This window comes from Pseudomonas sp. Z2-11 (genome assembly GCF_054161305.1).
The window spans coordinates 5,157,248-5,180,840 of sequence record NZ_CP096395.1 but is presented as its reverse complement, the minus strand read 5'-3'; the positions used below and the strand labels follow the sequence as shown (position 1 = coordinate 5,180,840).

Genomic DNA, 23,593 nt, shown 5'->3' with positions numbered 1-23,593 from the left:
GCGGGCCTCACCTGATCCCCGCGCGCTCAATCGCCCAGCGCCTCTCCCTCACGCCGCGGATCCGCCCCGCCAGCCAGTGAAGCCTTGCCTTGCGCATTGCGCACCAGAACGATGGCCTGGGTGCCGCTGGTCATGTCGATCTCGCTCACCGTGTGGCCCTGGTCTTTCAGCGCCTGGATCAGCGTCGGGCTGAACTGGCCCTGCTCCAGTTCGGTGGCGCCGTTGCGGCTGCCGAAATTGGGCAGGTTGATGGCGGCTTGCGGGTCCAGGTTCCAGTCCAGCAGGCCGATCACCGACTTGGCGACGTATTCGATGATCTGCGATCCGCCCGGCGAACCAATTGCGGCAAGGAATTCGCCACTCTGGCGATCGAAGATCAGCGTTGGCGCCATGGACGATCGCGGGCGTTTGCCGGGTTCGACGCGGTTGGCGACTTTCTGTCCGTTCTCTTCGGGTATGAACGAGAAATCGGTCATCTGGTTGTTGAGCATGAAGCCCTGCACCATCAAGTGCGAACCGAAGGCCGACTCCACCGTGGTGGTCATCGACACGGCGCCGCCCTGGTCATCCACCGCCACCACTTGCGAGGTGGAAATGCGCAGGGGCGAGCGGTCCGGGGCGTAGGCCACCTGGATACCCGGCGGCGTGCCGGGCTTGGCGATGCCCATGCTGCGTGGGCCGATCAGGTTCGCGCGACTGGCCAGATAAGCCGGATCGACCAGGCCCTTGAGCGGCACCGGGACAAAGTCCGCATCGGCGACATACTGGGCGCGGTCGGCGTAGGCCAGGCGTTCAGCCTCGGAAATCAGGTGCACCGCTTGCGGCGCCGGCTCGAGACCCGCGGGTTTGTTTGACGGTAGCGGTTTCAACGGCGCGAGGGCCGAGCGGCTGTCGCGATGTTCCAGGGCCTGCAATGTCCCGAGGATCTGCGCCACGGCGATCCCGCCGGACGACGGTGGCGCCATGCCACAGACTTGCCAGCGCTTGTAGTCGGTGCACAGCGGCGCGCGTTCCCGGGCGGCGTAATCCTTGAGGTCGCTCAGCGAAAGGCTGCCGGGATTGCCATGGCCTTGCACTTTGGCGACGATCTCCGCAGCCACCGGCCCCTCATACAAAGCGCTGGGACCTTCGTGGGCAATACGCGAAAGTACGCCGGCCAAGGCAGGATTTTTCAGCAGCGTGCCCACCGCTTTCGGGCTGCCATCGGCGTTGAGGAAATAGGCGGCCATCTCGGGCGAGCTGGGCAAGGCTGTATCGGCGGCGATCATCGAGTGCAGCCGGGGGGAAATCCTGAAGCCCTGTTCCGCCAGTTTGATGGCCGGCTCGAACAGCGTCGCCCATTCCAGGCGACCGTGTTTGCGATGAGCCAGTTCCAGCGCGCGCAACACGCCAGGCGTGCCTACCGAACGGCCGCCAATCTGCGCGGCGGTGAACGGCATGGGTTTGCCGTCGGCCTGGATGAAGAGTTTTTCACTGGCGCCGGCCGGTGCCGTTTCGCGACCGTCGTAGGTGCGCACCGCCTTGCCGTCCCACAGCACAATGAACGCGCCACCGCCGATGCCGGAAGACTGCGGCTCCACCAGCGTCAGCACTGCCTGCATCGCAATCGCCGCGTCGATGGCCGAGCCTCCACGCCGGAGCATTTCCCGCCCGGCCTCGGCCGCCAGAGGATTGGCCGCAGCGGCCATGTGCCGGTCTGCGTGGCGAGTCTGCAGGTCGGTGCGGTAGCCGGAAGCGATTTCCGGAGCGGTGGGCAATGGCGGGGCAGTCGTGGAGGCGGGCGGCGTCTTACAGGCGACAAGTGTCAGGGCGACGGCCAGCAGCGAAACGGCTGACAGGCGATGAAGATTCGGTTTGAGGTCTGAAAGCACGTGTCGCTCCATCCATGGGCCAGGGATATTGAGGCCGACTGTAGCGATGCGGGACGTGGGGCGCAAATCAGCAAGGACGTGCTTCTTTCAATAAGCGCTTTTCTGCGTCGCTCCCATAGACACGTCAGGCATTCTGCGCCTGGAGAAAAATCGAAAACAGCTCGGACTGGGACTTGATCCCCAGTTTGCTGTACATGTGCTTCTTATGGACTTTCACGGTCTCGACAGAAATTTCCAGCTTGCGGGCGACTTCCTTGCTGGAGCAGCCACTGAGCATCAAGCGCCCGACATCCAGCTCCCGCGCCGTCAATTGCGCGCCTTTGAGCTGCTGCACTGACGCTTCCAGCTGCACTCGCCAGTCGACTTGCGACGGTGCTGGCGCGAGGGCCACGACCTCATTGATTTCATAAGGCAGACGCTGGCGCAACAGGCCGAGTACCCAGGGCTGGATCAGTGACAGCAGCGCAATCTGCTCGCCACTGAAGCGCTGCTTGCTGCCCAACGACAGGCACAGCGTGCGGTCGCCTTCGAGCTGGCAATTGAACTGGATTTCATCGGATACCACGTTCAGCCGGAAGTAGCGTTGGTAATACTCGGTCAGCTCGAAATGTTCCGGTGCGACTTCCGACAGGCGATACAGCCCGGTGCGCGACTGCTCGCGACAGGCGATGTAGAACGGATCGAGCAGATACAAACCGCGCAGGTAATCCTGGAACAACTGATCGGGGCTGCCGTCCGCGCCCGGGCACTCGGCGAACACTTGCGGGCGCTGGTCGGCACTGAAAAGCAGCGCCACCCAACTGTCAAAGGGGACGTACTGATCCAGCAGCCGTACCAGCTGCGTCCAGAAATTGGGCTTGTCCAAGGCGTCGATCAGTTGTCCGACCGAGCGGTGCCACGCGATGTCATCCAGCGAAAGTGTCATGCCTCTACCCCTATCGGGTTACCCCAGCGGCGTGATTTCCCGGCCGCGGGCTTGCTGCGCATACTGGCGCACAGACACCGAGCGGGCAATCTTTCTACCCGCCGATCAAGAACAAGGAATACCCATGAAAGTCGAACTCGCCCAGCTGGCGGGCCGTGATAACGCCACGGCTTACAACCTCGAACGCGCGCTCAAGGCGATTGCCGCGTGTGCCGCCGATACGCAGATGATCGTGTTCCCCGAAACCCACCTGATGGGTTTTCCGTCGCTTGAGACGGTGGCAGAAACCGCCGAACCGCTGGACGGACCGACCGTCAGCGCGGTGCTCGCTGCGGCTCGGGAACATGACGTTGCCGTGGTGATCGGCGTGGCCGAGAACGACCGCGGCCGCTTTTACAACACCACGCTGCTGATCACGCCACAAGGCATTGCGCTGAAATATCGCAAGACACACCTGTGGGCGTCGGATCGCGGGGTGTTCGAGGCCGGCGACCGTTACGCCACGTGTGAATGGAAGGGTGTGCGGGTCGGCCTGCTGATCTGCTACGACATCGAATTCCCGGAAACCGCCCGGGCCCTGGCGCAACTGGGGACCGAACTGCTGATCGTCACCAACGGCAACATGGATCCCTACGGCCCGACCCACCGCACCGCGATCATGGCCCGTGCCCAGGAAAACCAGGCGTTTGCGCTGATGGTCAACCGGGTGGAAGAGGGCGACGGCGGGTTGGTGTTTGCAGGCGGCAGTGCGTTGGTGGACCCGCTGGGCAAATTGTTGTTCGAGGCCGGGCGGGAGGAAGGGCAGTTTGCGGTGGAGCTGGACCTGAACCAACTGACGGCGGCGCGGCATGATTATCGGTATCTGGATGATCAGCGCCTGAAGTTGCCGGGGGAAATTGTCGAGCATGCCTGTGGGTTGCGCGAGCTGCTGATTCCCGCGCGTTGATCCTGATCCTGTGTGGGTAGGGCTGACGCCTTCGCGGGCAGGCCCGCTCCCACACTGGATGTGTGAACGCCCGGGATCAACTGTGGGAGCGGGCCCGCCCGCGAAGGGGCCCTGGGCAGCAACATCTCTTTGCTGAAGAAAAACCAGAACAACAACGTAATACCCGAAAACTTGCGCCGAACTCGGCTCTGCCATAAATCCAATAATTCGGAGTAGTCGCTCATGGCTCGTTTACAACGCACCCTGTCATTGGGGTCGGTGGTGCTGTTCGGCATCGCTTATATGACACCGATCATTGTCCTCGGCACCTTCGGCATCCTCGCTCAATCCACCGCCGGCATGGTCCCCGCCGCTTATCTCGCGGCATTGGTGGCGATGTTTTTCACCGCGATGAGCTACGGCCGCATGGCCGCGGCGTTTCCCGTCGCCGGTTCGGCCTACAGCTACGTGCGCAAGGCGATCAGCCCGAAACTCGGGTTCATCGCCGGTTGGGCGGTGCTGCTCGATTATCTGTTCCTGCCCATGGCGATCTGGCTGATCGGCGCGGCCTACCTCCATTCCGCATTCCCGGCGGTGCCGCAGTGGATCTGGGTGCTGCTGTTCATCGGCATAACCAGTGCGATCAATATCGTCGGTCTGAAACTGGCCAACGGTATCAACGCGTTATTGATGCTGGTGCAGTTCCTGGTACTGATCGCCTTCGTTGCGCTGTGCGTCCATTACATCGGTGGTGATGCGAGCACACCGTTGTGGTCGGTCAAGCCGTTCTTCAATGGAGACATGCAGATGCCGCTGATCATGAGCGGTGCGGCCATTGCCTGTTATTCGTTCCTCGGGTTCGACGCGGTCAGCACCTTGACCGAAGAAACCCGCGACCCACGCCGGACCATTCCGCGCGCGATCATGCTGATCACCCTGATCGGCGGATTGATCTTCGTCAGCGTGTCGTATTTCGTGCAGGCCGCGCATCCGTCCTTCCAGTTCGACAGCGTCGATGCGGCGGCCTATGAAATTGCCCGCAATATCGGTGGCGACCTGTTCGTGTCGATCTTCCTGATCGGCCTGATCGTTGGCCAGTTCGCGTCGGGTCTGTCGGCTCAGGCCAGCGGCTCGCGGCTGCTGTTCGCCATGGGCCGTGACGGTGTGCTGCCAAAATCGTTCTTCGGTACCTTGCATGAGCGCTTCGGGACGCCAATCTACAGCATCCTGTTGTGCGCAGTGGTCGCGTTGCTGGCGCTGAAACTGGACGTCACCACCTCCACCTCGTTCATCAACTTCGGCGCGTTCCTGGCGTTCAGCCTGGTGAACCTGTCAGTGATCTTTCACTACTGGATCGGCGCAGAAAAGAAGGGCCCGCGTGAATTCGTATTGTTCCTGCTGTTCCCGTTCATAGGGCTGGCAGCGGATGTATGGCTGATGGTCAGCCTCGATCACCTGGCGATCTATCTGGGCCTGAGTTGGCTGGCGATCGGCGTGGTGTACCTGGCGGTGCTGACGGGCGGCTTCCAGCGCCAGCCACCGGAGATGGATTTCCAGGAGACTGCATAACCGCACTGCGTTATAGGGATATACGGAGGAGGGGAGACAGGAGATACAGCCAGAAACAAGAAAGCCCGCACTAGGCGGGCTTCTTGTTGTTCAAAGACATTCGAGAACATCTTTGAACAGGACTTGGTGGCTACACAGGGACTTGAACCCCGGACCCCAGCATTATGAATGCTATGCTCTAACCAACTGAGCTATGTAGCCAAGTGGCGCGCATTATTCGCTGGTAACGAAGATGTGTCAAGCGTGAATCCAAAATATTTCTCTGCGCTTTCAACCGCTTATCCATCCCCGCCGCCAGCGCTCGTCAGTTGAGTTGAAATCTCCCCGTGTTCGCGCTCAAGGCCTGGCTGCCTTGGCTCAATGTGTCCGCCGCCAGGTTCACGGCGCGGGCACCTTCCAGCAAGCGCATGGCGGCCTGATCCACCTGTTGGATATTGCCGCTGACTTCGTCGGCGGTGCTGGCCTGTTCGTCAACCGCGGTGGCGATTTGCGCCAGGGTATCGGTGACGCTTTGCACGGCGCTGGCAATTTCGCCCAGTCGTTCGCCAAGCCCGGTGACGGCTTGGGCGTCGGTCTGGGCCTGGCCGCAGGCGGCTTCCATCAGGTTGACGGCCTCGTTGACCGTGGCGCGCAGGCTGTCGACGGTGCCGGCAATCTGCTGCGTCGAGGACTGGGTGCGCTGCGACAGGCTGCGCACTTCATCGGCAACCACGGCAAACCCGCGGCCTTGTTCGCCGGCGCGGGCGGCCTCGATGGCGGCGTTGAGCGCCAGCAGGTTGGTCTGCTCGGCCACGCCACGAATGGTGTCGACCACCAATTGGATCTGCTGGCCCTGCTCGCTGACCCGGCCCAGCGCCGCGGCGGTTTCGTTGAGACGCTGGTTGAGTTGCTGGATGCTCGCCGTGGTGCGCTGGCTGTCGCGACTGCTGTCGGCGGCGATCTGGCGGGTCTGTTGGGCGCTGTCGGATGCCTGTTCACAACTTCTCGCGACGCCTTGGGACGTTGCCGCCAGTTGCGTCGCGGCAGCGGCGATCTGGCTGATCTGTATCTGTTGTGCCTCGACCTCGCCCAGGGCTCCGCTGGAATGGGTGTTGAGGGTGCGCACGGCATCGCTCAGTTGCAGGGTCTCGTGGTCGACGCCCAGCAGGCTGTTGCGCAATTGCACCACGGCGACGTTGAGAGCGGTGCTGATCGCCGCCAGTTCGTCGCGGCCCTGCACCGGCACTTGCACGCTCAGGTTCCCGTCACGCAGGGCTTCGGCCAGCACGGTGATGCCGCTGGCGCTGCGCCGGATCGAGGTCTGCAGGCAGATGAACAGATACAGCGCGGCCAGCAGCAGGCAGCCCAGCACGGTGGCCACCAAGGTGAATTGACGGATCGCCGAGCTGTGATAGTGCTCCAGCCGGTTATCCAGAGCGGTCAATGATTGTTGGCGCAGGGTCGCCAGATCGAGGAGGAGGGCATCCATCTGTTTCTCGAAGCCTTCCGGCTTGAGATTGATGGCGCCGCCGAACACGCCGTCATCGAGGATTTTCAAACCACCGTCGAGGTTTTTCAGGCTGCCCTGGAACTGGCCGGCCCAGGTTTGCAGCTCGCTGGGCAGGCGCGTTTCCAGCAGCGCACCGGTCTTGACCAACTGGTCCCGGGCATCGCCGATGCGGCTGCGCAAGTCGCGCAGTTGCAGGCGGCTCTGCAAAGTGAACTGGCCTGATACCACCGAGGCCTGGCCAACGCTGGCCAGGCGGCCGACACGTTCGATCAGGTCGGGTGTCTGCTGGGTCGAGATCTGGGTCAGCAGATAGGTTTCCAGCCAGGAGGCGAGCGTCAGGCGATTGTCCATGACGATCTGTTCACGCAACGCTTGCAGCGCGCCGAGGGCCGCGGTGAAGCGATCATAGCCGTCCGGCCACCAACCGACGGTGCCGAGGCTTTTAGAATCCAGGCCGTTGAGGCTGGTTTGCAATGTCTGATAGCGGGCGAGGGTGTCGGCCTCCGCGCCTTCGGCTTGCAGGGTCGCGCCGAGGTCGCTGGCGGCCTGGTTGAGCGCCGGTTGCACGGCATCGAACGCGGCCATGGCGGCCAGTGTCGCCGGGGTCGGTTGGCGGTTGGTTTCCGTTGCTCTCCAGCGCGCCGCGCGATTGCGCTGGGCGGCGAGCAGGTTGTCCAGGTTGTCCAGCGCCAGCAACTGACGCACCCCGGCACGTTCCCCGGAAATCAGGTTGAGCTTGTCCCGGTAATCCTGGCCGATCAGCCACAGGCTGCCCATGAGCGGCAGGATGAACAACAGGAACAACAACTGGAATTTACGGGCGAAACCAAAATGCCCCAGCAACCGGATGCCCGGTGATAGAAAAGCCTGCATGCCCATACTCCCCTGAACACCCTTTGCACTGTTTTTGTGCGTTTCGACACGTTTGTCGAAACAGGTGCCCTTTTAAAAGGCCTCGAAAGTTTGTCCAGGCTGGCTCTGTGGGCCTGCTCTGTAGCGAAACTTCCCATTCTCGGTCCCCTTTGTAAGGAGCCGCGTCGTAGAGCATAAACAAGGCAAGATTCAGACCATGGCGTTGCGCTATCACCTTGTTCGGCGACTATTTTTTATAGGTAGATAGCAAGCTAAGGGGATAGCCTTGCCGCACCGAAAAATGGCACATTGACGCACCTGCCCGTGTGCACCCATCCGCCGTATGGAAACTCCCATGGCTATCAGCAATACCCAGGCCGACACGACGTCGCCAGCCGCTACGCCTCAAAGCAGCCCGTTAGTCATGCGCATCATTGGTGCGGTGGCGCTTGCCCATCTGATCAATGACCTGATCCAGGCCGTGCTGCCGTCAATCTATCCGATGCTCAAGGAAAGCTACGGCCTGACGTTTACCCAGGTCGGCCTGATCACGCTGACCTTCCAGCTCACGGCCTCGCTGCTGCAGCCCTGGGTGGGTTATCACACTGATCGGCACCCCAAGCCCTGGCTTTTGCCGGCAGGAACAATCTGCACCTTGGTCGGTATCGTGATGATGTCGATGGTCGGCAGTTTTGCCTTGATCCTGCTGGCGGCCGGATTGATCGGAATCGGCTCCTCGACCTTCCACCCCGAAGCGTCGCGCGTGGCACGCCTGGCCTCCGGCGGCCGCTACGGCCTGGCACAATCGACGTTCCAGGTGGGCGGCAACGCCGGTTCCGCCTTCGGGCCGTTGCTGGCGGCGGCGATCATCATTCCTTACGGGCAGGGCAACGTGGCCTGGTTTGGCTTGTTCGCGCTGTTCGCCTTGTTCGTGCTGTACCGCATCAGCCGCTGGTACGCCAATCACCTGAACCTGTTCAAGCTCAAGCAAGGCCAGGCGGCGACCCACGGCTTATCCAGGGGCCGGGTCTTGAGCGCCTTGGTGGTGCTGGGGTTACTGGTGTTTTCCAAGTATTTCTACATGGCCAGTTTCACCAGCTACTTCACCTTCTACCTGATCGAGAAATTCGACTTGTCGGTGGCGTCTTCCCAGTTGCACCTGTTCCTCTTTCTTGGCGCGGTAGCGGCCGGAACGTTTTTTGGCGGACCGATCGGTGACCGGATCGGACGCAAGGCGGTGATCTGGTTCTCGATCCTCGGCGTGGCGCCATTCACGCTGATCCTGCCTCACGTCGATCTGCTGTGGACCAGCATCCTCAGCGTGGTGATCGGCTTCATCCTGGCCTCGGCATTCTCCGCCATCGTGGTGTATGCCCAGGAACTGGTGCCGGGCAATGTCGGGATGATTGCCGGCGTGTTCTTCGGCCTGATGTTCGGTTTCGGCGGGATTGGTGCCGCGCTGCTGGGGCACCTGGCAGACATCCGGGGCATCGAATATGTGTACTGGTTGTGTTCGTTCCTGCCGCTGCTTGGGGTGCTGGCGATTTTCCTGCCGAGGACCAAAAAGGCCTGAGTCGGGCGCAATGCTCCTTCCTGATATTCGTTTTCTGACGGTGGGCGGGTGAGCACTCCCCGTCACCGATCCGTAGCCGTTGCCAGGTTCGAATAGACGGATCACCCTTCACCTGACTGAGTCGTTGGCTCGCTCCATGTACGGGAGCGAGTCGATGGTTTCCGTCACCAGTGCACCCCGACGCCAGACGTTCCTTTGGTCGTCTTCCTCCAGTCGCAAGTGAACTTGCCGCTCGTTTGATATCTCCGAAAAAAGCGATCATCTCGATCAGCTCCGACGAGGCCAGTGGCCACCAAAACCACTGGTCTTGCTCATGCTTGGGCGGCGTGCAAACCCTGATCGCTTTACTAGAGTGACGAATCCAGCACCCATTTAAAGGATTAAACCATGGCAACTACCGATAGCACGGGAACCAGTTCCCATATCGTGAGAACGGGCCCGGGCACTGTCCAGGTCGACCTCACCGGCCATTCCGATGACAACCAGAGCATCATTATCCAGCCGGACGGCAAGATACTGATTGGCGGCTATACCGAATACCTGGCATGGGGTTACCCCGGCGCGCCAGGCGAGGAAAGCTACGGCTACGAACAGAACCATTCGGTTGTCCGCCTGAACGCGGATGGCAGCCTGGACACCGGCTTCCACGACGGCGGCGTCGACATTGTTCCTGCCACAATAGCCCCGTCGTCCCGCTACGAGCTGACGGCGGTGCAGGCCGATAGCAAGGTGCTTGTCGCTGTCGCGCTGAACACCGGCATACAGGTGGAGCGCTTCAACAGCGACGGGACGCGCGATGCAGCCTTTGGTCAGAACGGCGCCGTGACGGTCGCCATCAGCCATGACTTCAAGGACATCGACCTGACGGCCAACACGGACGGCACCTTCCAGGTCAGCGCGCGCGGGTTCGACCAGGCCACTATCACCAAGGTCGGCGATGACGGCACCTTCGTCGACGGCTTTGGCAACGAGGGCGTGCTGACCGTCAACATTGCCGAAGACCCGTATTTCAACGGAGCAATCTCTACTGCGGTGCAGGCCGATGGAGGTGTCGTGGTCGGGGCTGCCTACAATGCCGCCGGGGCGGGTGATCCGACGTTCGCGTTACAGCGCTACAACCCCGACGGTCAATTGGACACCCGTTTTGGTGACAACGGTGTCCTGCACTTGAGCGCTGCGATGGGTTTTGGCGAAGACTCGACGGTCACCGTTCAGGCCGACGGCAAGATCGTTGTCATGGGCCATGCTCAGGGCGGTACCTTGGCCACCATCGCGCGGCTTAACGCTGACGGGTCCTTCGACAGCCACTTTGGCGATAACGGCAGGGTGACCTTCGAGGCCGACACGCCAGTGGCATTGACGGTACAGGCAGATGGCAGGATCCTGGCCGCCGGCACGAGCAACGGCGATTTCAGTGTCATCCGCTTGAACGCCGATGGCAGTCTGGACAGCAGTTTCGGCAGCCAGGATGGCAAGCTCCATGTGGATGGGTACGCCGGTGAGGAAATCCTGCGGGGGACCGCTGCCGCCGAAATCATCCACGGCCTGGCCGGCGACGATGTGCTCCAGGGCAATGGCGGGCGTGACGTTCTGCAAGGTGGCGCTGGCGCGGACATCTTCCGCTTTACCGAACTGGGCGACAGTTTCCGCACGGCTGCGCTGAACAACAGCGACCGGGTCCGGGACTTCGATGTCTCACAGGACCGCATCGACCTGATTGGCCTGGGCTTCACCGGGATTGGCGACGGCCATGACGGCACCTTGGCCATCCAGTCCAGCGCGGACGGCACCCGCACCTACCTCAAGAGCTACGACGCCGATGCCGCCGGGCAACGCTTTGAACTGTCCCTGGACGGCAATCTGGTAGGGCAAATGAACAGCACCAATCTGGTGTTTACCGCGCCCACCGTCGAAGGTACGTCTGCCAACGATACGATCACCGGTTCGGCCTTGTCAGAGATCATCCGTGGCCTGGACGGCAATGACCGTATCAACGGCGGCGCCGGAGCAGACGTCATCATCGGTGGCGCGGGCGCCGACCGTCTCAACGGCGGAGACAGGGCCGACATTTCATTGTGGACGGACAATCGGGAAAACGCCGACGTATTCCGCTATCTCTCCACCGAAGACAGCTACCGTACCGACAGCCAGAGCTTTGCCGACCTTATCGAAGGCTTTACGGTTGACGACAAGATCGATGTATCGGCACTGGGCTATACCGGCTTCGGAGAGGGGACGGACACGACGCTGAAGTTGGTTTACAACGAGGCATTGGACCGCACTTACCTGAAGGATGCGGAAGCGGACGCGCAAGGCCATGCGTTCCAGATTGCGCTGGCTGGGGACTGGCGGGAAAGCCTTGGCGAAGACAACATGGTCTTTGCTCCCGCTGCGTCTCCCGACGCCGAATTAGGCCTGATCGGGGTGGTGCCAGACGTCGATCAATGGCATTTGTTGAGTTGACGCCCATAAAAAAACACCGCGTGACAGTTGCTGCCACGCGGTGTTTTTTTTATTTCAAACGTTGAAGCGGAAGTGCATCACGTCGCCATCCTTGACGATGTATTCCTTGCCTTCCAGACGCCATTTGCCGGCTTCCTTGGCACCGGCTTCGCCCTTGTACTGGATGAAATCCGAGTAGGCGACGACTTCGGCGCGGATGAAGCCTTTTTCGAAGTCGGTGTGGATCACGCCGGCGGCTTGCGGGGCGGTCGCGCCAACACGAACGGTCCAGGCGCGGACTTCTTCGACACCGGCGGTGAAGTAGGTCTGCAGGTGAAGCATTTCGTAGCCGGCGCGGATCACGCGGTTCAGGCCAGGCTCTTCCAGGCCCAGGGCCTCGAGGAACATGTCCTTCTCTTCACCGTCGTCCAGCTCGGCGATTTCCGCTTCGATCTTGTTGCAGACCGGAACGACCATGGCACCTTCTTCTTCGGCGATGGCCTTGACCACGTCCAGGTGCGGGTTGTTCTCGAAGCCGTCTTCAGCGACGTTGGCGATGTACATGACCGGCTTTGTGGTCAGCAGGTGGAAGCCCTTGATCACCAGTTTTTCATCGGTGCTCATGTTCTTCATCAAGCTGCGGGCAGGTTTGCCTTCAGTGAAGTGGGCGATCAACTGCTCAAGCAGGCCCTTCTGGACTACTGCGTCCTTGTCGCCACCCTTGGCGTTGCGAGCGACTTTCTGCAGTTGTTTTTCGCAACTGTCGAGGTCGGCAAGAATCAGTTCCAGGTCGATGATTTCGATGTCGCGTTTCGGGTCGACGCTGTTGGAAACGTGAATCACGTTTTCGTCTTCAAAGCAGCGCACCACGTGGGCGATTGCATCGGTTTCACGGATGTTCGCCAGGAACTTGTTGCCCAAGCCTTCACCTTTCGAGGCGCCCGCCACCAGGCCGGCGATATCGACGAATTCCATGGTGGTCGGCAGGATGCGCTTGGGGTTGACGATGGCTGCCAGGGCTTCCAGGCGCGGGTCGGGCATCGGCACGATGCCGCTGTTCGGCTCGATGGTGCAGAAGGGGAAGTTCTCGGCCGCGATCCCGGATTTGGTCAGGGCGTTGAACAGGGTGGACTTGCCGACGTTAGGCAGGCCGACGATGCCGCAATTGAATCCCATGGTGTTTCCCCTCGGATAAGTGTCAAGCCTTCTGGCTGTGCAGGTTTTTCATCGCACGGTTCCATTCACCGGCGAGGATATCCGGCAGCACGCCGAGGGCAAAATCGATGCTGGCATCGAGTTTTTCCTGTTCGGCGCGAGGCGCGCGACCCAGGACAAAGTTTGAAACCATACTGGCAACGCCCGGGTGGCCGATGCCGAGCCGCAGGCGGTAGAACGTATTCTGATTGCCCAGTTGCGCGATGATGTCGCGCAACCCGTTGTGACCGCCATGGCCGCCGCCCTGCTTGAGCTTGGCAACGCCCGGAGGCAGATCGAGTTCGTCGTGGGCCACCAGGATTTCTTCAGGCTTGATGCGAAAGAAACCGGCCAATGCCGCCACGGCCTGGCCGCTGCGGTTCATGTAGGTGGTGGGAATCAGCAGGCGAACATCCTGACCTTGATGCGAAAAGCGCCCGGTCAGGCCGAAATATTTGCGATCGGCAGCCAGGCTGACGCCTTGGGCGTGCGCGATGCGCTCAACAAAAAGGGCCCCTGCGTTATGCCGGGTCTGTTCGTATTCAGCGCCTGGATTTCCCAGGCCAACGATCAGTTTGATGGCAGTCACGATAGGGGCCCTTCCTGGAGTGTGGATAACATGTCGCGGTCAGGTGTATGGCGACAACGAACGAAAATTGCGGATCTACCGTTAAGTAAACTTCGCGTTCTTGCCCGTTGTCTCGCTACGTTCCAGTCCGCGATGTTTCCGGTCACCCCGGCGACAGAGTGAAATTACTCTGCAGCGCCTTCTTCAGTAGCTTCTGGAGCAACACGTGGAGCGTGGACGTTGGCAACAGCCTTGTCATCACCGTGAGCCAGGGCAACAAACTCAACGCCTTTAGGAGCCTTGAGGTCGGACAGGTGAATGATCGTGCCGATTTCGGCGTCAGCCAGGTCGACTTCGATGAATTCAGGCAGGTCTTTCGGCAGGCAGGAAACTTCCAGCTCGGAAGTCACGTGCGAGATCTCGCCGCCTTTCTTGACCGGAGCAGCTTCGTTGATGAAGTGCACTGGAACAACAGCAGTCAGCTTCTGACCGGCAACAACGCGGACGAAGTCAGCGTGCATCACGTGGCCTTTGGCCGGGTGACGCTGCAGGGCTTTGATCACGACGTTTTGCTTGGTGCCACCAACGTTCAGCTCGATGATGTGGCTGTAGGCCGCTTCGTTTTCGAGCAGTTTGGCAACTTCTTTGGCCAGCATGCTGATGGACTCAGGGGCTTTGTCGCCACCGTAGACTACAGCTGGAACCAGGCTTGCGAGACGACGCAGGCGGCGGCTCGCACCTTTCCCCAGGTCGGAACGCACTTCAGCATTCAGAGTAAAATCGTTCATGTTGTATCTCCAAAATAGCCATGACCGAGTGGCGTTTGCGACCAGCGCCAGGCACGGTATGGGCAAAAAAGCCCCGCCCCGACAGGTGATGCCGGGGCGGGGCGCTTTTCGTCAACGAGACATCCTGGAAAGGGCAGGGCCCTTAACGGAACATCGCGCTGATCGATTCTTCATTGCTGATGCGGCGAACCGCCTCGGCAACTACCGGTGCGATATCCAGTTGACGGATACGCGCACAGGCTTGTGCTGCAGCGGACAGCGGGATGGTATTGGTTACCACCAGCTCGTCCAGCACGGAATTTTCAATATTTTCGATCGCTCGACCCGACAGCACAGGGTGTGTGCAGTAGGCAAAGACCTTGGCAGCGCCATGCTCTTTCAGGGCCTTGGCCGCGTGGCACAGGGTGCCGGCGGTATCGACCATGTCATCGACCAGAATACAGGTACGCCCTTCGACGTCGCCGATGATGTGCATCACTTCGGAGTGATTGGCCTTCTCACGGCGTTTGTCGATGATACCCAGATCCACGCCCAGGGATTTGGCAACAGCCCGTGCACGCACGACGCCGCCGATATCCGGGGACACGATCATCAGGTTTTCGAAGCGCTGATCTTCAATGTCATCCACCAGGACCGGGGAGCCGTAGATGTTGTCCACGGGAATATCGAAGAAGCCCTGGATCTGGTCAGCATGCAGATCGACCGTGAGTACACGATCGATGCCGACTACGGTCAGCATATCGGCGACGACTTTCGCGCTGATAGCCACACGTGCGGAACGCGGACGGCGATCCTGACGGGCATAACCAAAGTAAGGAATAACAGCAGTAATACGAGTAGCCGAGGAGCGGCGGAAGGCATCAGCCATCACGACGAGTTCCATCAGGTTATCGTTGGTCGGAGCGCAAGTCGGCTGAATAATGAAGACGTCTTTACCGCGAACGTTTTCATTGATCTCGGCAGTGATTTCGCCGTCGGAGAACTTACCGACAGAAATGTCACCGAGAGGGATATGCAGCTGACGTACTACACGCCGAGCCAGATCGGGGTTAGCGTTCCCCGTAAAGACCATCATCTTGGACACGCGCAGTACCTGAAGGCTGAGGGTATACCTGGATGAGTATAGGAAAATGGCAGGGGCGGCTGGATTCGAACCAACGCATGGCAGGATCAAAACCTGCTGCCTTACCGCTTGGCGACGCCCCTGTATCTGTTGCTGCGAGTGCCCAGCACTCGATTCCTTTTAGAGCAGACTTTGCAGCTTGCGATGCAACATCGAAACGTTGCTTCCCTTTGCTACAAACCCTGTAAGGGTCTCTGTCAGAAGGGCCGAGACTTTATCAGCTTCAGCTTTGCTTGGGAAGCCCCCAAACACACAACTTCCAGTTCCGGTGAGTTTTGCTTCGGTAAATTTACCTAACAAATTCAAAGCGTTACGAACATCTGGATAACACCTTGCTACCACCGGTAAGCAGTCATTTCGACTGTTTCCCTTGGGAACGGGGCGCACTTTAATGGGCTCCGAGTTACGTGTCAACAGCGGATCTGAAAAAATTTCTGCTGTACTTACAGATACTTGCGGCACCAGTACCAGATACCAGGGTTCTTCGGGTTCCACCGGGGTGAGTTTTTCCCCGACGCCCTCGGCAAAAGCCGCGTGGCCACGCACGAAAACCGGTACGTCGGCGCCCAGTGTCAGGCCCAGCGCTGCCAGGCGATCCAGGTCCCAGCCAAGCTGCCACAAATGGTTGAGGCCCAGCAGAGTCGTCGCCGCATTCGAACTGCCGCCACCGATACCGCCGCCCATGGGCAGGATTTTTTCGATCCAGATGTCGATGCCCAGCGAACAACCGGATTGCTCCTGGAGTTTTTTCGCGGCCTTGACGATCAGGTTGCTGTCATGGGGTACGCCGTCGAACTCGGTGTGAAGATGGATCACGCCGTCATCGCGTACGGCAAAGGTGATCTCGTCGCCGTAGTCGAGGAACTGAAAAATCGTCTGCAATTCGTGGTAACCGTCCGGACGCCGGCCGAGGATATGCAGCATCAGGTTGAGCTTGGCCGGGGAGGGCAGCGTCAGGCGTGTTGCGCTCATGTCATTGCCCCAGCTTGCGCGGCTGCCATTGCTTGATGACCAGCGTGACGTCGAGGTTGCTGCCGTGCAGCTTGATGCGCTCGGGCAACCAGTAACCGTTCTGCTGGGCATAGCTGAGGTATTCGATCTGCCAGTCGTCCTGTTCCAGATTGGACAGGCGACTGTCGGCATCCAGGGTCAGGCGGCTTTTGCTGTCCGGCGCCGGAAGGCCGCGGACCCACCAGGTAAGGTGCGATACCGGCAGTTTCCAGCCCAGCTGTTCTTCCAGCAACGCCTCGGGGCTGGGCGCCTCGTAGCGTCCCTGGTTGGCGACTTCCAGCGAAACCTGGCCTGGCCTGCCGGTCAGCCGTGCCGCGCCACGACCCAGCGGGCCGGAAAGGCGAATGTCGTAGTAATCCTGGCGCTGCAACCAGAACAAGGTGCCGCTGCCCGAGTCTTTAGGCGCGCGAATGCCGATCTTGCCGTCGATCTGCCAGCCGTCGAGGCCGCTCAGTTGTTCCTTGTGCACGCGCCACTGGGCCTGGTTGCCTTGGCCCTGGACGGATTCGCGGGCGCCGAAGCCCGCGCAACCGGCGAGCAGGGCGATGAAGCTGAAGACGATGAAGTGGCGCAAAAACATGGCTTAAAGAGTCTCTGATCCGGTCAGGCGTTTGATGGTGCTGCGCAGAATCGGGCTGTCGGGCTGTTCCTTGAGGAATTTGCTCCAGATCTGCCGGGCCTCGCGCTGTTTGCCGTTGGCCCACAGGACTTCACCCAGGTGAGCGGCGACTTCCTGATCGGGGAAGCGCTCCAGGGCCTGGCGCAACAGGCGTTCGGCTTCGTCGAGATTGCCCAGGCGAAAATTCACCCAGCCAAGGCTGTCGAGCACAGCAGGGTCTTCCGGATTGATCTGATGGGCTTTCTCGATCAGCACCTTGGCTTCATCGTAGCGGGTGGTGCGATCCGACAAGGTGTAGCCGAGGGCGTTGAGCGCCATGGCGTTGTCGGGATCACGCTGGATGATCAGACGCAGGTCCTTTTCCATCTGGGCCAGGTCATTGCGTTTTTCCGCCAGCATGGATCGGGTATACAACAGGTTCAGGTCGTCCGGGTATTGCTTCAAGGCTTGTTGCAGCACGGCCCAGGCCTTGTCGCTCTGGTTGTTCGCCGCCAGGGTCTCGGCCTCGATCAGGTAGAGCTGGATGCCGTAGTCCGGCTGGGTGTCGCGCTGGATGGCCAGGCGACTCTGGGCCTCGGCCGCCCGACCATTGCCGATCAGGATGTCGGCCTGGCGCAACTGCGCGGGCAGGTAGTCGTTACCCGGGCCGACCTGGGCGTACTCGATCAGCGCGCTTTCGGGGTCGTTGCGTTCTTCGGCGATGCGCCCCAGGTTCAGGTGGGCCGAATCGACATGGCTTTCGCGGGCGATCAGGTCCTCCAGATAGCCCTTGGCTTCTTCCCAGGCCTTGGCTTCCAGGCAGACCAACGCCAGGGAATAGCGCAGGTCGTCGTCTTCAGGGTACTGCTGGACCAGGCTGGAGAACTCGACCTTGGCGTCGTCCATGCGGTTGTTTTCCACCAGCATGCGTGCATAGGTGAGGCGCAGGCGTTTGTCGTCCGGGTATTTCTTGATGCTTTTTTCCATCAGCGGCAGGGCTTCATCGCCGCGATTCATGCTTTGCAAGAGGCGGGCGCGCAACAGGATAGGCGCCACTTCGCCGGGTTCCGGCGGGTTGTCCTCCAGTAGCGTGAGGGCACCCTGGGAGTCGCCGTTCTGTTGCAAGAGCAAGGCCTTGCCGAAAATCAGCTGCCCGTTGTTCGGGTGACGCTGCAGCAGGCGGTCGAAACTCTTCATCAGGCCGTCGCGGGTTTCCTGGTCGGTATCGGCCGCAGACAGCGCGAGGAAATCGAAATGGGTATCGCCCTTGCCCAGCAGGACTTTCTCCATATACATCATGGAATCGTCGTAACGGCCGGCGCGCGCCAGTTGCACGGCGGCGGCGCGTTGCGCTTCGAGATCGTCGGGTGCGTTCCTGGCCCAGATCAGCGCCGTATCCAGCGCGGGCTGGTCGGCCCCCAGGTATTCGGCGATGCGAAAGGCCCGCTCGGAGATGCCCGGGTCCTGGGTGTTGACGGCCTGGGTCACGTAGTTGTCCAGGGCAATATCGAAGCGATTGCGCTGGCCGGCGAGTTCGGCGCTCAACAGGCTGAAGATGGTTTCTTCGCTGAACGATCCGTAGACCTTGGGCTTTTCGGGGGCCGGGGTGGTGTCTTCGACCGGTGGCGTACCGTCCGTCGAGACGGGGGCCATGGACTGGCAGCCGCCGAGGAAGGCAAAAGCGAGGAGCAACGCGAAAGATCTATTCATATAGGAAGAGGGCGACTAACCTGCGGTCGGATCATCATGACACAAGCCATCGGCCAAACATAACCGAGTCTCGGTGGATGCCTCATAGGCACAGGTAATTGTGACAATAGTCGGTGGTGGTTGTTCTGAATCTGACGAAGTAGGACAATTGCCGGCTTCACGTCACCACCAGCGACCTTGAATGGCCTTCCTTGCACTTGGTATCAACCACAAGACTGCTTCAGTAGACGTCCGCGAGCGCGTGGCCTTTACGCCTGAGCAGCTGGTGGAGGCCCTGCAGCAGCTCTGCCGACTCACCGACAGCCGAGAAGCCGCGATTCTCTCCACCTGCAATCGCAGTGAGCTTTATATAGAGCAGGATCACGTTTCGGCCGATTCGGTGCTGCGCTGGCTGGCCCAATACCATGATCTGAGCCTTGAAGAGCTGCGCGCCAGTGCTTATGTGCATGAGGACGATGCGGCAGTTCGTCACATGATGCGCGTCGCCTCCGGGCTCGATTCGCTGGTGCTGGGCGAACCGCAGATTCTCGGCCAGATGAAATCGGCCTACGCCGTGGCCCGCGAGGCCGGAACAGTTGGCCCGCTGCTGGGGCGTCTGTTCCAGGCCACCTTCAATGCCGCCAAGCAAGTACGCACCGACACGGCCATTGGCGAAAACCCGGTGTCCGTGGCGTTCGCCGCCGTCAGCCTGGCGAAACAGATTTTCAGTGATTTGCAACGCAGCCAGGCGCTGCTGATCGGCGCGGGCGAGACCATCACCCTGGTCGCTCGGCACCTGCACGACCTCGGCGTGAAGCGCATCGTGGTCGCCAACCGCACCCTGGAGCGCGCCAGCACCCTGGCCGAGCAGTTCGGCGCTCATGCAGTGCTGCTCTCGGACATTCCCGCCGAGCTGGTGCACAGCGACATCGTCATCAGTTCCACCGCCAGCCAATTGCCGATCCTCGGCAAGGGCGCGGTGGAAAGCGCCCTGAAGCTGCGCAAGCACAAGCCGATCTTCATGGTCGATATCGCCGTTCCCCGCGACATCGAGCCGGAAGTGGGCGAACTCGACGACGTTTACCTCTACAGTGTCGATGACCTGCACGAAGTCGTCGCCGAGAACCTCAAGAGCCGTCAGGGCGCGGCTCAGGCGGCAGAGGAAATGATCACCGTCGGCGCCGAGGACTTCATGGTGCGCCTGCGCGAGCTGGCGGCGGTGGATGTGCTCAAGGCGTATCGTCAGCAAAGCGAGCGGCTGCGCGACGAGGAACTGCAAAAGGCCCAGCGCCTGCTGGCCAACGGCGGCAGCGCCGAAGAGGTGTTGGTGCAACTGGCGCGTGGCCTGACCAACAAATTGCTTCACGCGCCCAGTGTCCAGCTCAAGAAGCTGACCGCCGAAGGCCGCCTCGATGCGCTGGCCATGGCCCAGGAACTTTTCGCCCTCGGTGAAGCTTCACCGGATGGCTTATCGGATAAGAAACCGCAATGAAAGCGTCACTGCTCAATAAGCTGGATATTCTCCAGGACCGTTTCGAGGAACTGACCGCCTTGCTGGGCGATGGCGAAGTCATTTCCGACCAGAACAAATTTCGCACCTACTCCAAGGAGTACGCGGAAGTCGAGCCGATCGTTGCGACCTACAAGCAGTTGCTCAAGGTGCAGAGCGACCTTGAGGGCGCCCAGGCGCTGCTCAAGGACAGCGATCCGGACCTGCGCGAGATGGCCGTGGAAGAAGTTCGCGAAGCCAAGGAGCAACTGGTCGAGCTGGAAAGCAACCTGCAACGCATGCTGTTGCCCAAGGACCCGAACGACGGGCGCAACGTGTTCCTCGAAATCCGCGCCGGCACTGGCGGCGACGAGGCAGCGATCTTTTCCGGCGACCTGTTCCGCATGTATTCGCGCTACGCCGAGCGTCGCGGTTGGCGGGTCGAGATCCTCTCGGAAAACGAAGGCGAACACGGCGGCTATAAAGAAGTTATCGCCCGGGTCGAGGGCGATAACGTCTATGGCAAGTTGAAGTTCGAGTCCGGCGCCCACCGCGTACAACGCGTGCCGGCCACCGAATCCCAGGGACGCATCCATACGTCCGCCTGCACCGTGGCGGTATTGCCCGAGCCGGACGAACAGGAAGCCATCGAGATCAACCCGGCGGACCTGCGCGTCGACACCTACCGGTCCTCCGGCGCGGGCGGCCAGCACGTGAACAAGACCGACTCGGCGATCCGCATCACGCACTTGCCTTCGGGCATCGTGGTGGAGTGCCAGGAAGAGCGCTCCCAGCACAAGAACCGCGCGCGGGCGATGGCCTGGTTGTCGGCCAAGCTCAACGACCAGCAGACCAGCGCCGCCGCCAATGCCATCGCCAGCGAACGCAAGTTGCTGGTGGGCTCGGGCGACCGTTCCGAGCGGATCCGTACCTACAATTTTGCCCAGGGCCGGGTCACCGACCACCGTGTCAACCTGACCCTGTATTCCCTCGACGAAATTCTTGCAGGTGGTGTCGACGCCGTCATCGAGCCCTTGCTCGCTGAATACCAGGCCGACCAGCTGGCCGCGATTGGCGAGTAAGCAGAGGTAAACCCATGACCATCATCGCCAGCTTGCTTCGCGCCGCGCAATTGCCGGATTCGCCCAGCCCACGACTGGACGCCGAGCTGTTGCTGGCCGCCGCCCTGGGCAAGTCCCGCAGCTTCCTGCACACCTGGCCCGAGCGAATCGTGCCGAGCGAGGCGGCGTTGTTGTTTTCCGAATACTTGCGTCGCCGTCGCTCCGGCGAGCCGGTGGCTTATATTCTCGGGCAGCAGGGTTTCTGGAAGCTCGACCTGGAAGTCGCGCCCCATACGCTGATCCCACGGCCCGACACCGAACTGTTGGTCGAGACCGCACTGGCATTGTTGCCAGCCACGCCCGCCCGGGTCCTCGACCTTGGCACCGGCAGCGGCGCGATTGCCCTGGCGCTGGCCAGCGAGCGTCCGGCCTGGAATGTCACGGCGGTCGACCGGGTGCTGGAAGCCGTGGCCCTGGCCGAGCGCAATCGCCAGCGCCTGGGCCTGCGCAATGTCACGGTGCTCAGCAGTCACTGGTTCAGCGCCCTGGAAGGCGAGCGTTTCGACCTGATCATCAGCAACCCGCCTTATATAGCCGCCAGCGATCCGCACCTGGCCGAGGGCGATGTGCGCTTCGAGCCGGCCAGTGCGCTGGTGGCGGGGGCGGACGGTCTCGACGACTTGCGTGCAATCATCGCCCAGACCCCCGATCATCTCGGGGCAGGCGGCTGGCTGATGCTGGAGCACGGTTATGACCAGGCCGAGGCGGTGCGTGGTCTGTTGCAAAAGCAAGGGTTTGCCGAAGTCCACAGTCGCAAGGATCTGGGTAATCACGAACGCATCAGCCTGGGACGCCTGCCGTGCTGAATGATCAAGAACTGCTGCGCTACAGTCGCCAGATTCTGTTGCAGCACATCGACATCGATGGGCAGCTGCGCCTCAAGCAGGGCCGCGTATTGATCATCGGCCTCGGTGGCCTGGGCGCCCCGGTGGCGTTGTACCTGGCCGCCGCCGGCGTCGGCGAGTTGCACCTGGCGGATTTCGACACGGTCGACCTGACCAACCTTCAGCGACAAATCATTCACGACACCGATAGCGTCGGCCTCACCAAGGTCGATTCGGCGGTGCGTCGCCTGACCGCCATCAATCCCGAGGTTCGCCTGGTTTCCCATTCGACCGCCATGGATGAAGACTCCCTGGCCGGCGCGGTGGCGGCGGTGGATGTGGTGCTCGACTGTTCCGACAACTTTGCTACCCGCGAAGCGGTGAATGCGGCGTGTGTCACCGCCGCCAAGCCCCTGGTCAGCGGCGCAGCGATTCGCCTGGAAGGGCAACTGTCGGTATTCGACCCACGTCGCCCCGAAAGTCCTTGTTACCACTGCCTTTACGGGCACGGCAGCGAAGCCGAGCTGACCTGCAGCGAAGCCGGTGTGCTCGGGCCGCTGGTGGGTTTGGTAGGCAGTCTCCAGGCGCTGGAAGCCTTGAAGTTGCTGGCGGGTTTCGGTGAGCCCCTGGTGGGGCGCCTGCTGCTGATCGATGCCCTGGGCACGCGTTTTCGCGAATTACGCGTCAAGCGCGATCCGCGCTGCGGTGTCTGCGGTAACCGGCATGCGTGAGGCGCCGGTCGGTGTGTTCGACTCGGGTGTCGGCGGGCTGTCGGTGCTGGGGGAAATCCGTCGGCTGTTGCCCAATGAGTCGCTGCTGTACGTTGGTGACTGCGGGCATATTCCGTATGGCGAAAAAAGCCCGGAATTCATCCGGCAGCGCTGCGCGGTCATTGCCGACTTTTTCCAGCGCGAGGGCGCCAAGGCCCTGGTGGTGGCCTGTAACACCGCGACAGTTGCCGGGGTGGCTGACCTGCGTCGCGACTACCCCGACTGGCCCATCGTTGGTATGGAGCCGGCGGTCAAGCCGGCTGCCGCCGCGACGCGAAGCGGCATCGTTGGCGTGCTGGCAACGACTGGCACCTTGCAGAGCGCCAAATTTGCCGCGTTGCTCGACCGCTTCGCCACGGATGTCCGCGTGATCACGCAGCCTTGTCCGGGACTGGTGGAATTGATCGAGGCGGGCGACCTGCACAGTTCGGCCTTGCACCAACTGCTACAGGGCTACGTCAACCCGTTGCTGGCGGCTGGCTGCGACACACTGATCCTTGGCTGTACCCACTATCCATTCCTCAAACCGTTGCTCAAACAGATGATTCCGGCCCATATCAGTCTGATCGATACGGGCGCCGCCGTGGCCCGGCAACTCCAGCGCTTGTTGGCGGAGCGGGCGCTACTGGCTGACGGGCCTGCCAGCGAAACTCAGTTCTGGAGTAGCGCTGATCCGATACATTTAAGAAATATCCTACCGATGCTATGGAATTCGTCTGGCATTGTGCGAAGCTTCGTTCTGTAAAAAAACGTGAAAATTATGTGAATCGTG

The 23,593-nt window shown here is 61.1% G+C and carries 19 protein-coding genes and 2 tRNA genes; 9 read left to right on the top strand and 12 right to left on the bottom strand.

Features of this window, described 5'->3' with window-relative positions:
- Window positions 1-26: 26 nt before the first annotated feature.
- Together ggt and M1E16_RS23020 are read right to left on the bottom strand one after the other, a co-directional pair.
- Complete coding sequence (gene ggt, locus M1E16_RS23025) at window positions 27-1,883, bottom strand: gamma-glutamyltransferase (RefSeq protein WP_458128463.1); 1,857 nt, start codon at window positions 1,881-1,883, stop codon at window positions 27-29.
- A gap of 112 nt (window positions 1,884-1,995) precedes the next feature.
- A complete protein-coding gene (locus M1E16_RS23020) occupies window positions 1,996-2,796 on the bottom strand; it encodes a helix-turn-helix transcriptional regulator (RefSeq protein WP_305498821.1) in 801 nt (266 codons plus the stop codon).
- 124 nt (window positions 2,797-2,920) lie between these two features.
- On the opposite strand from M1E16_RS23020, the gene M1E16_RS23015 reads away from it, so the two are divergent.
- Together M1E16_RS23015 and M1E16_RS23010 are read left to right on the top strand one after the other, a co-directional pair.
- Window positions 2,921-3,742 (top strand): carbon-nitrogen hydrolase family protein, encoded by an 822-nt coding sequence (locus tag M1E16_RS23015; RefSeq protein WP_458128462.1) that lies wholly within the window; start codon window positions 2,921-2,923, stop codon window positions 3,740-3,742.
- Between the two features lie 222 nt (window positions 3,743-3,964).
- Window positions 3,965-5,290: an APC family permease gene (locus tag M1E16_RS23010; protein WP_458128461.1), complete on the top strand. Its 1,326-nt coding sequence runs from the start codon at window positions 3,965-3,967 to the stop codon at window positions 5,288-5,290.
- A 124-nt stretch (window positions 5,291-5,414) separates the two neighbouring features.
- Here the strand turns inward: M1E16_RS23010 and M1E16_RS23005 are convergent.
- Together M1E16_RS23005 and M1E16_RS23000 are read right to left on the bottom strand one after the other, a co-directional pair.
- Window positions 5,415-5,491 (bottom strand) — tRNA-Met (locus M1E16_RS23005).
- Between the two features lie 103 nt (window positions 5,492-5,594).
- A complete protein-coding gene (locus M1E16_RS23000) occupies window positions 5,595-7,652 on the bottom strand; it encodes a methyl-accepting chemotaxis protein (RefSeq protein ID WP_434696794.1) in 2,058 nt (685 codons plus the stop codon).
- 334 nt (window positions 7,653-7,986) lie between these two features.
- Between M1E16_RS23000 and M1E16_RS22995 the strand changes: the two genes are divergently transcribed.
- Both M1E16_RS22995 and M1E16_RS22990 read left to right on the top strand, forming a co-directional pair.
- On the top strand, window positions 7,987-9,204 hold the full coding sequence (locus tag M1E16_RS22995) for an MFS transporter (RefSeq protein ID WP_434571834.1): 1,218 nt from the start codon (window positions 7,987-7,989) through the stop codon (window positions 9,202-9,204).
- A gap of 387 nt (window positions 9,205-9,591) precedes the next feature.
- Window positions 9,592-11,667, top strand: coding sequence for a calcium-binding protein (locus M1E16_RS22990; protein WP_458128460.1), 2,076 nt, complete (start codon window positions 9,592-9,594; stop codon window positions 11,665-11,667).
- A gap of 54 nt (window positions 11,668-11,721) precedes the next feature.
- On the opposite strand, the gene ychF is transcribed toward M1E16_RS22990, so the two are convergent.
- From ychF to M1E16_RS22950, 8 genes are all read right to left on the bottom strand, one after another.
- Window positions 11,722-12,822 carry a redox-regulated ATPase YchF gene (ychF, locus tag M1E16_RS22985; protein WP_458128459.1) on the bottom strand — a complete coding sequence of 367 codons (1,101 nt, stop codon included), beginning with the start codon at window positions 12,820-12,822 and terminating at the stop codon, window positions 11,722-11,724.
- A gap of 22 nt (window positions 12,823-12,844) precedes the next feature.
- Window positions 12,845-13,429 (bottom strand): aminoacyl-tRNA hydrolase, encoded by a 585-nt coding sequence (pth, locus tag M1E16_RS22980; RefSeq protein ID WP_047735973.1) that lies wholly within the window; start codon window positions 13,427-13,429, stop codon window positions 12,845-12,847.
- Window positions 13,430-13,593: 164 nt separating this feature from the next.
- Window positions 13,594-14,196 (bottom strand): 50S ribosomal protein L25/general stress protein Ctc, encoded by a 603-nt coding sequence (locus M1E16_RS22975; RefSeq protein WP_186612429.1) that lies wholly within the window; start codon window positions 14,194-14,196, stop codon window positions 13,594-13,596.
- 142 nt (window positions 14,197-14,338) lie between these two features.
- Window positions 14,339-15,280, bottom strand: coding sequence for a ribose-phosphate pyrophosphokinase (locus M1E16_RS22970; protein WP_003171603.1), 942 nt, complete (start codon window positions 15,278-15,280; stop codon window positions 14,339-14,341).
- A gap of 47 nt (window positions 15,281-15,327) precedes the next feature.
- A tRNA-Gln gene (locus M1E16_RS22965) sits at window positions 15,328-15,402 on the bottom strand.
- A 37-nt stretch (window positions 15,403-15,439) separates the two neighbouring features.
- Window positions 15,440-16,291, bottom strand: coding sequence for a 4-(cytidine 5'-diphospho)-2-C-methyl-D-erythritol kinase (ispE, locus tag M1E16_RS22960; RefSeq protein ID WP_458128458.1), 852 nt, complete (start codon window positions 16,289-16,291; stop codon window positions 15,440-15,442).
- A 1-nt stretch (window position 16,292) separates the two neighbouring features.
- Window positions 16,293-16,910 carry a lipoprotein insertase outer membrane protein LolB gene (lolB, locus tag M1E16_RS22955; protein ID WP_434558626.1) on the bottom strand — a complete coding sequence of 206 codons (618 nt, stop codon included), beginning with the start codon at window positions 16,908-16,910 and terminating at the stop codon, window positions 16,293-16,295.
- 3 nt (window positions 16,911-16,913) lie between these two features.
- Entirely contained in the window at window positions 16,914-18,638 is a 1,725-nt protein-coding gene (locus tag M1E16_RS22950) for a tetratricopeptide repeat protein (protein ID WP_458128457.1), read from the bottom strand.
- Window positions 18,639-18,819: 181 nt separating this feature from the next.
- Between M1E16_RS22950 and hemA the strand changes: the two genes are divergently transcribed.
- The 5 genes from hemA to murI are packed head-to-tail and all read left to right on the top strand — an operon-like array spanning window position 18,820 to window position 23,566.
- Entirely contained in the window at window positions 18,820-20,109 is a 1,290-nt protein-coding gene (hemA, locus tag M1E16_RS22945; RefSeq protein ID WP_305498845.1) for a glutamyl-tRNA reductase, read from the top strand.
- Window positions 20,106-21,188 (top strand): peptide chain release factor 1, encoded by a 1,083-nt coding sequence (gene prfA, locus M1E16_RS22940; RefSeq protein WP_305498846.1) that lies wholly within the window; start codon window positions 20,106-20,108, stop codon window positions 21,186-21,188. The genes hemA and prfA overlap by 4 nt, the downstream gene beginning before the upstream one ends.
- A 14-nt stretch (window positions 21,189-21,202) precedes the next feature.
- Window positions 21,203-22,033, top strand: coding sequence for a peptide chain release factor N(5)-glutamine methyltransferase (gene prmC, locus M1E16_RS22935; protein ID WP_458128456.1), 831 nt, complete (start codon window positions 21,203-21,205; stop codon window positions 22,031-22,033).
- Complete coding sequence (locus M1E16_RS22930; protein WP_434571848.1) at window positions 22,027-22,782, top strand: molybdopterin-synthase adenylyltransferase MoeB; 756 nt, start codon at window positions 22,027-22,029, stop codon at window positions 22,780-22,782. Before prmC ends, M1E16_RS22930 begins: the two co-directional genes overlap by 7 nt.
- Window positions 22,775-23,566, top strand: coding sequence for a glutamate racemase (gene murI / locus M1E16_RS22925; RefSeq protein ID WP_434628342.1), 792 nt, complete (start codon window positions 22,775-22,777; stop codon window positions 23,564-23,566). The genes M1E16_RS22930 and murI overlap by 8 nt, the downstream gene beginning before the upstream one ends.
- Window positions 23,567-23,593 lie beyond the last annotated feature (27 nt).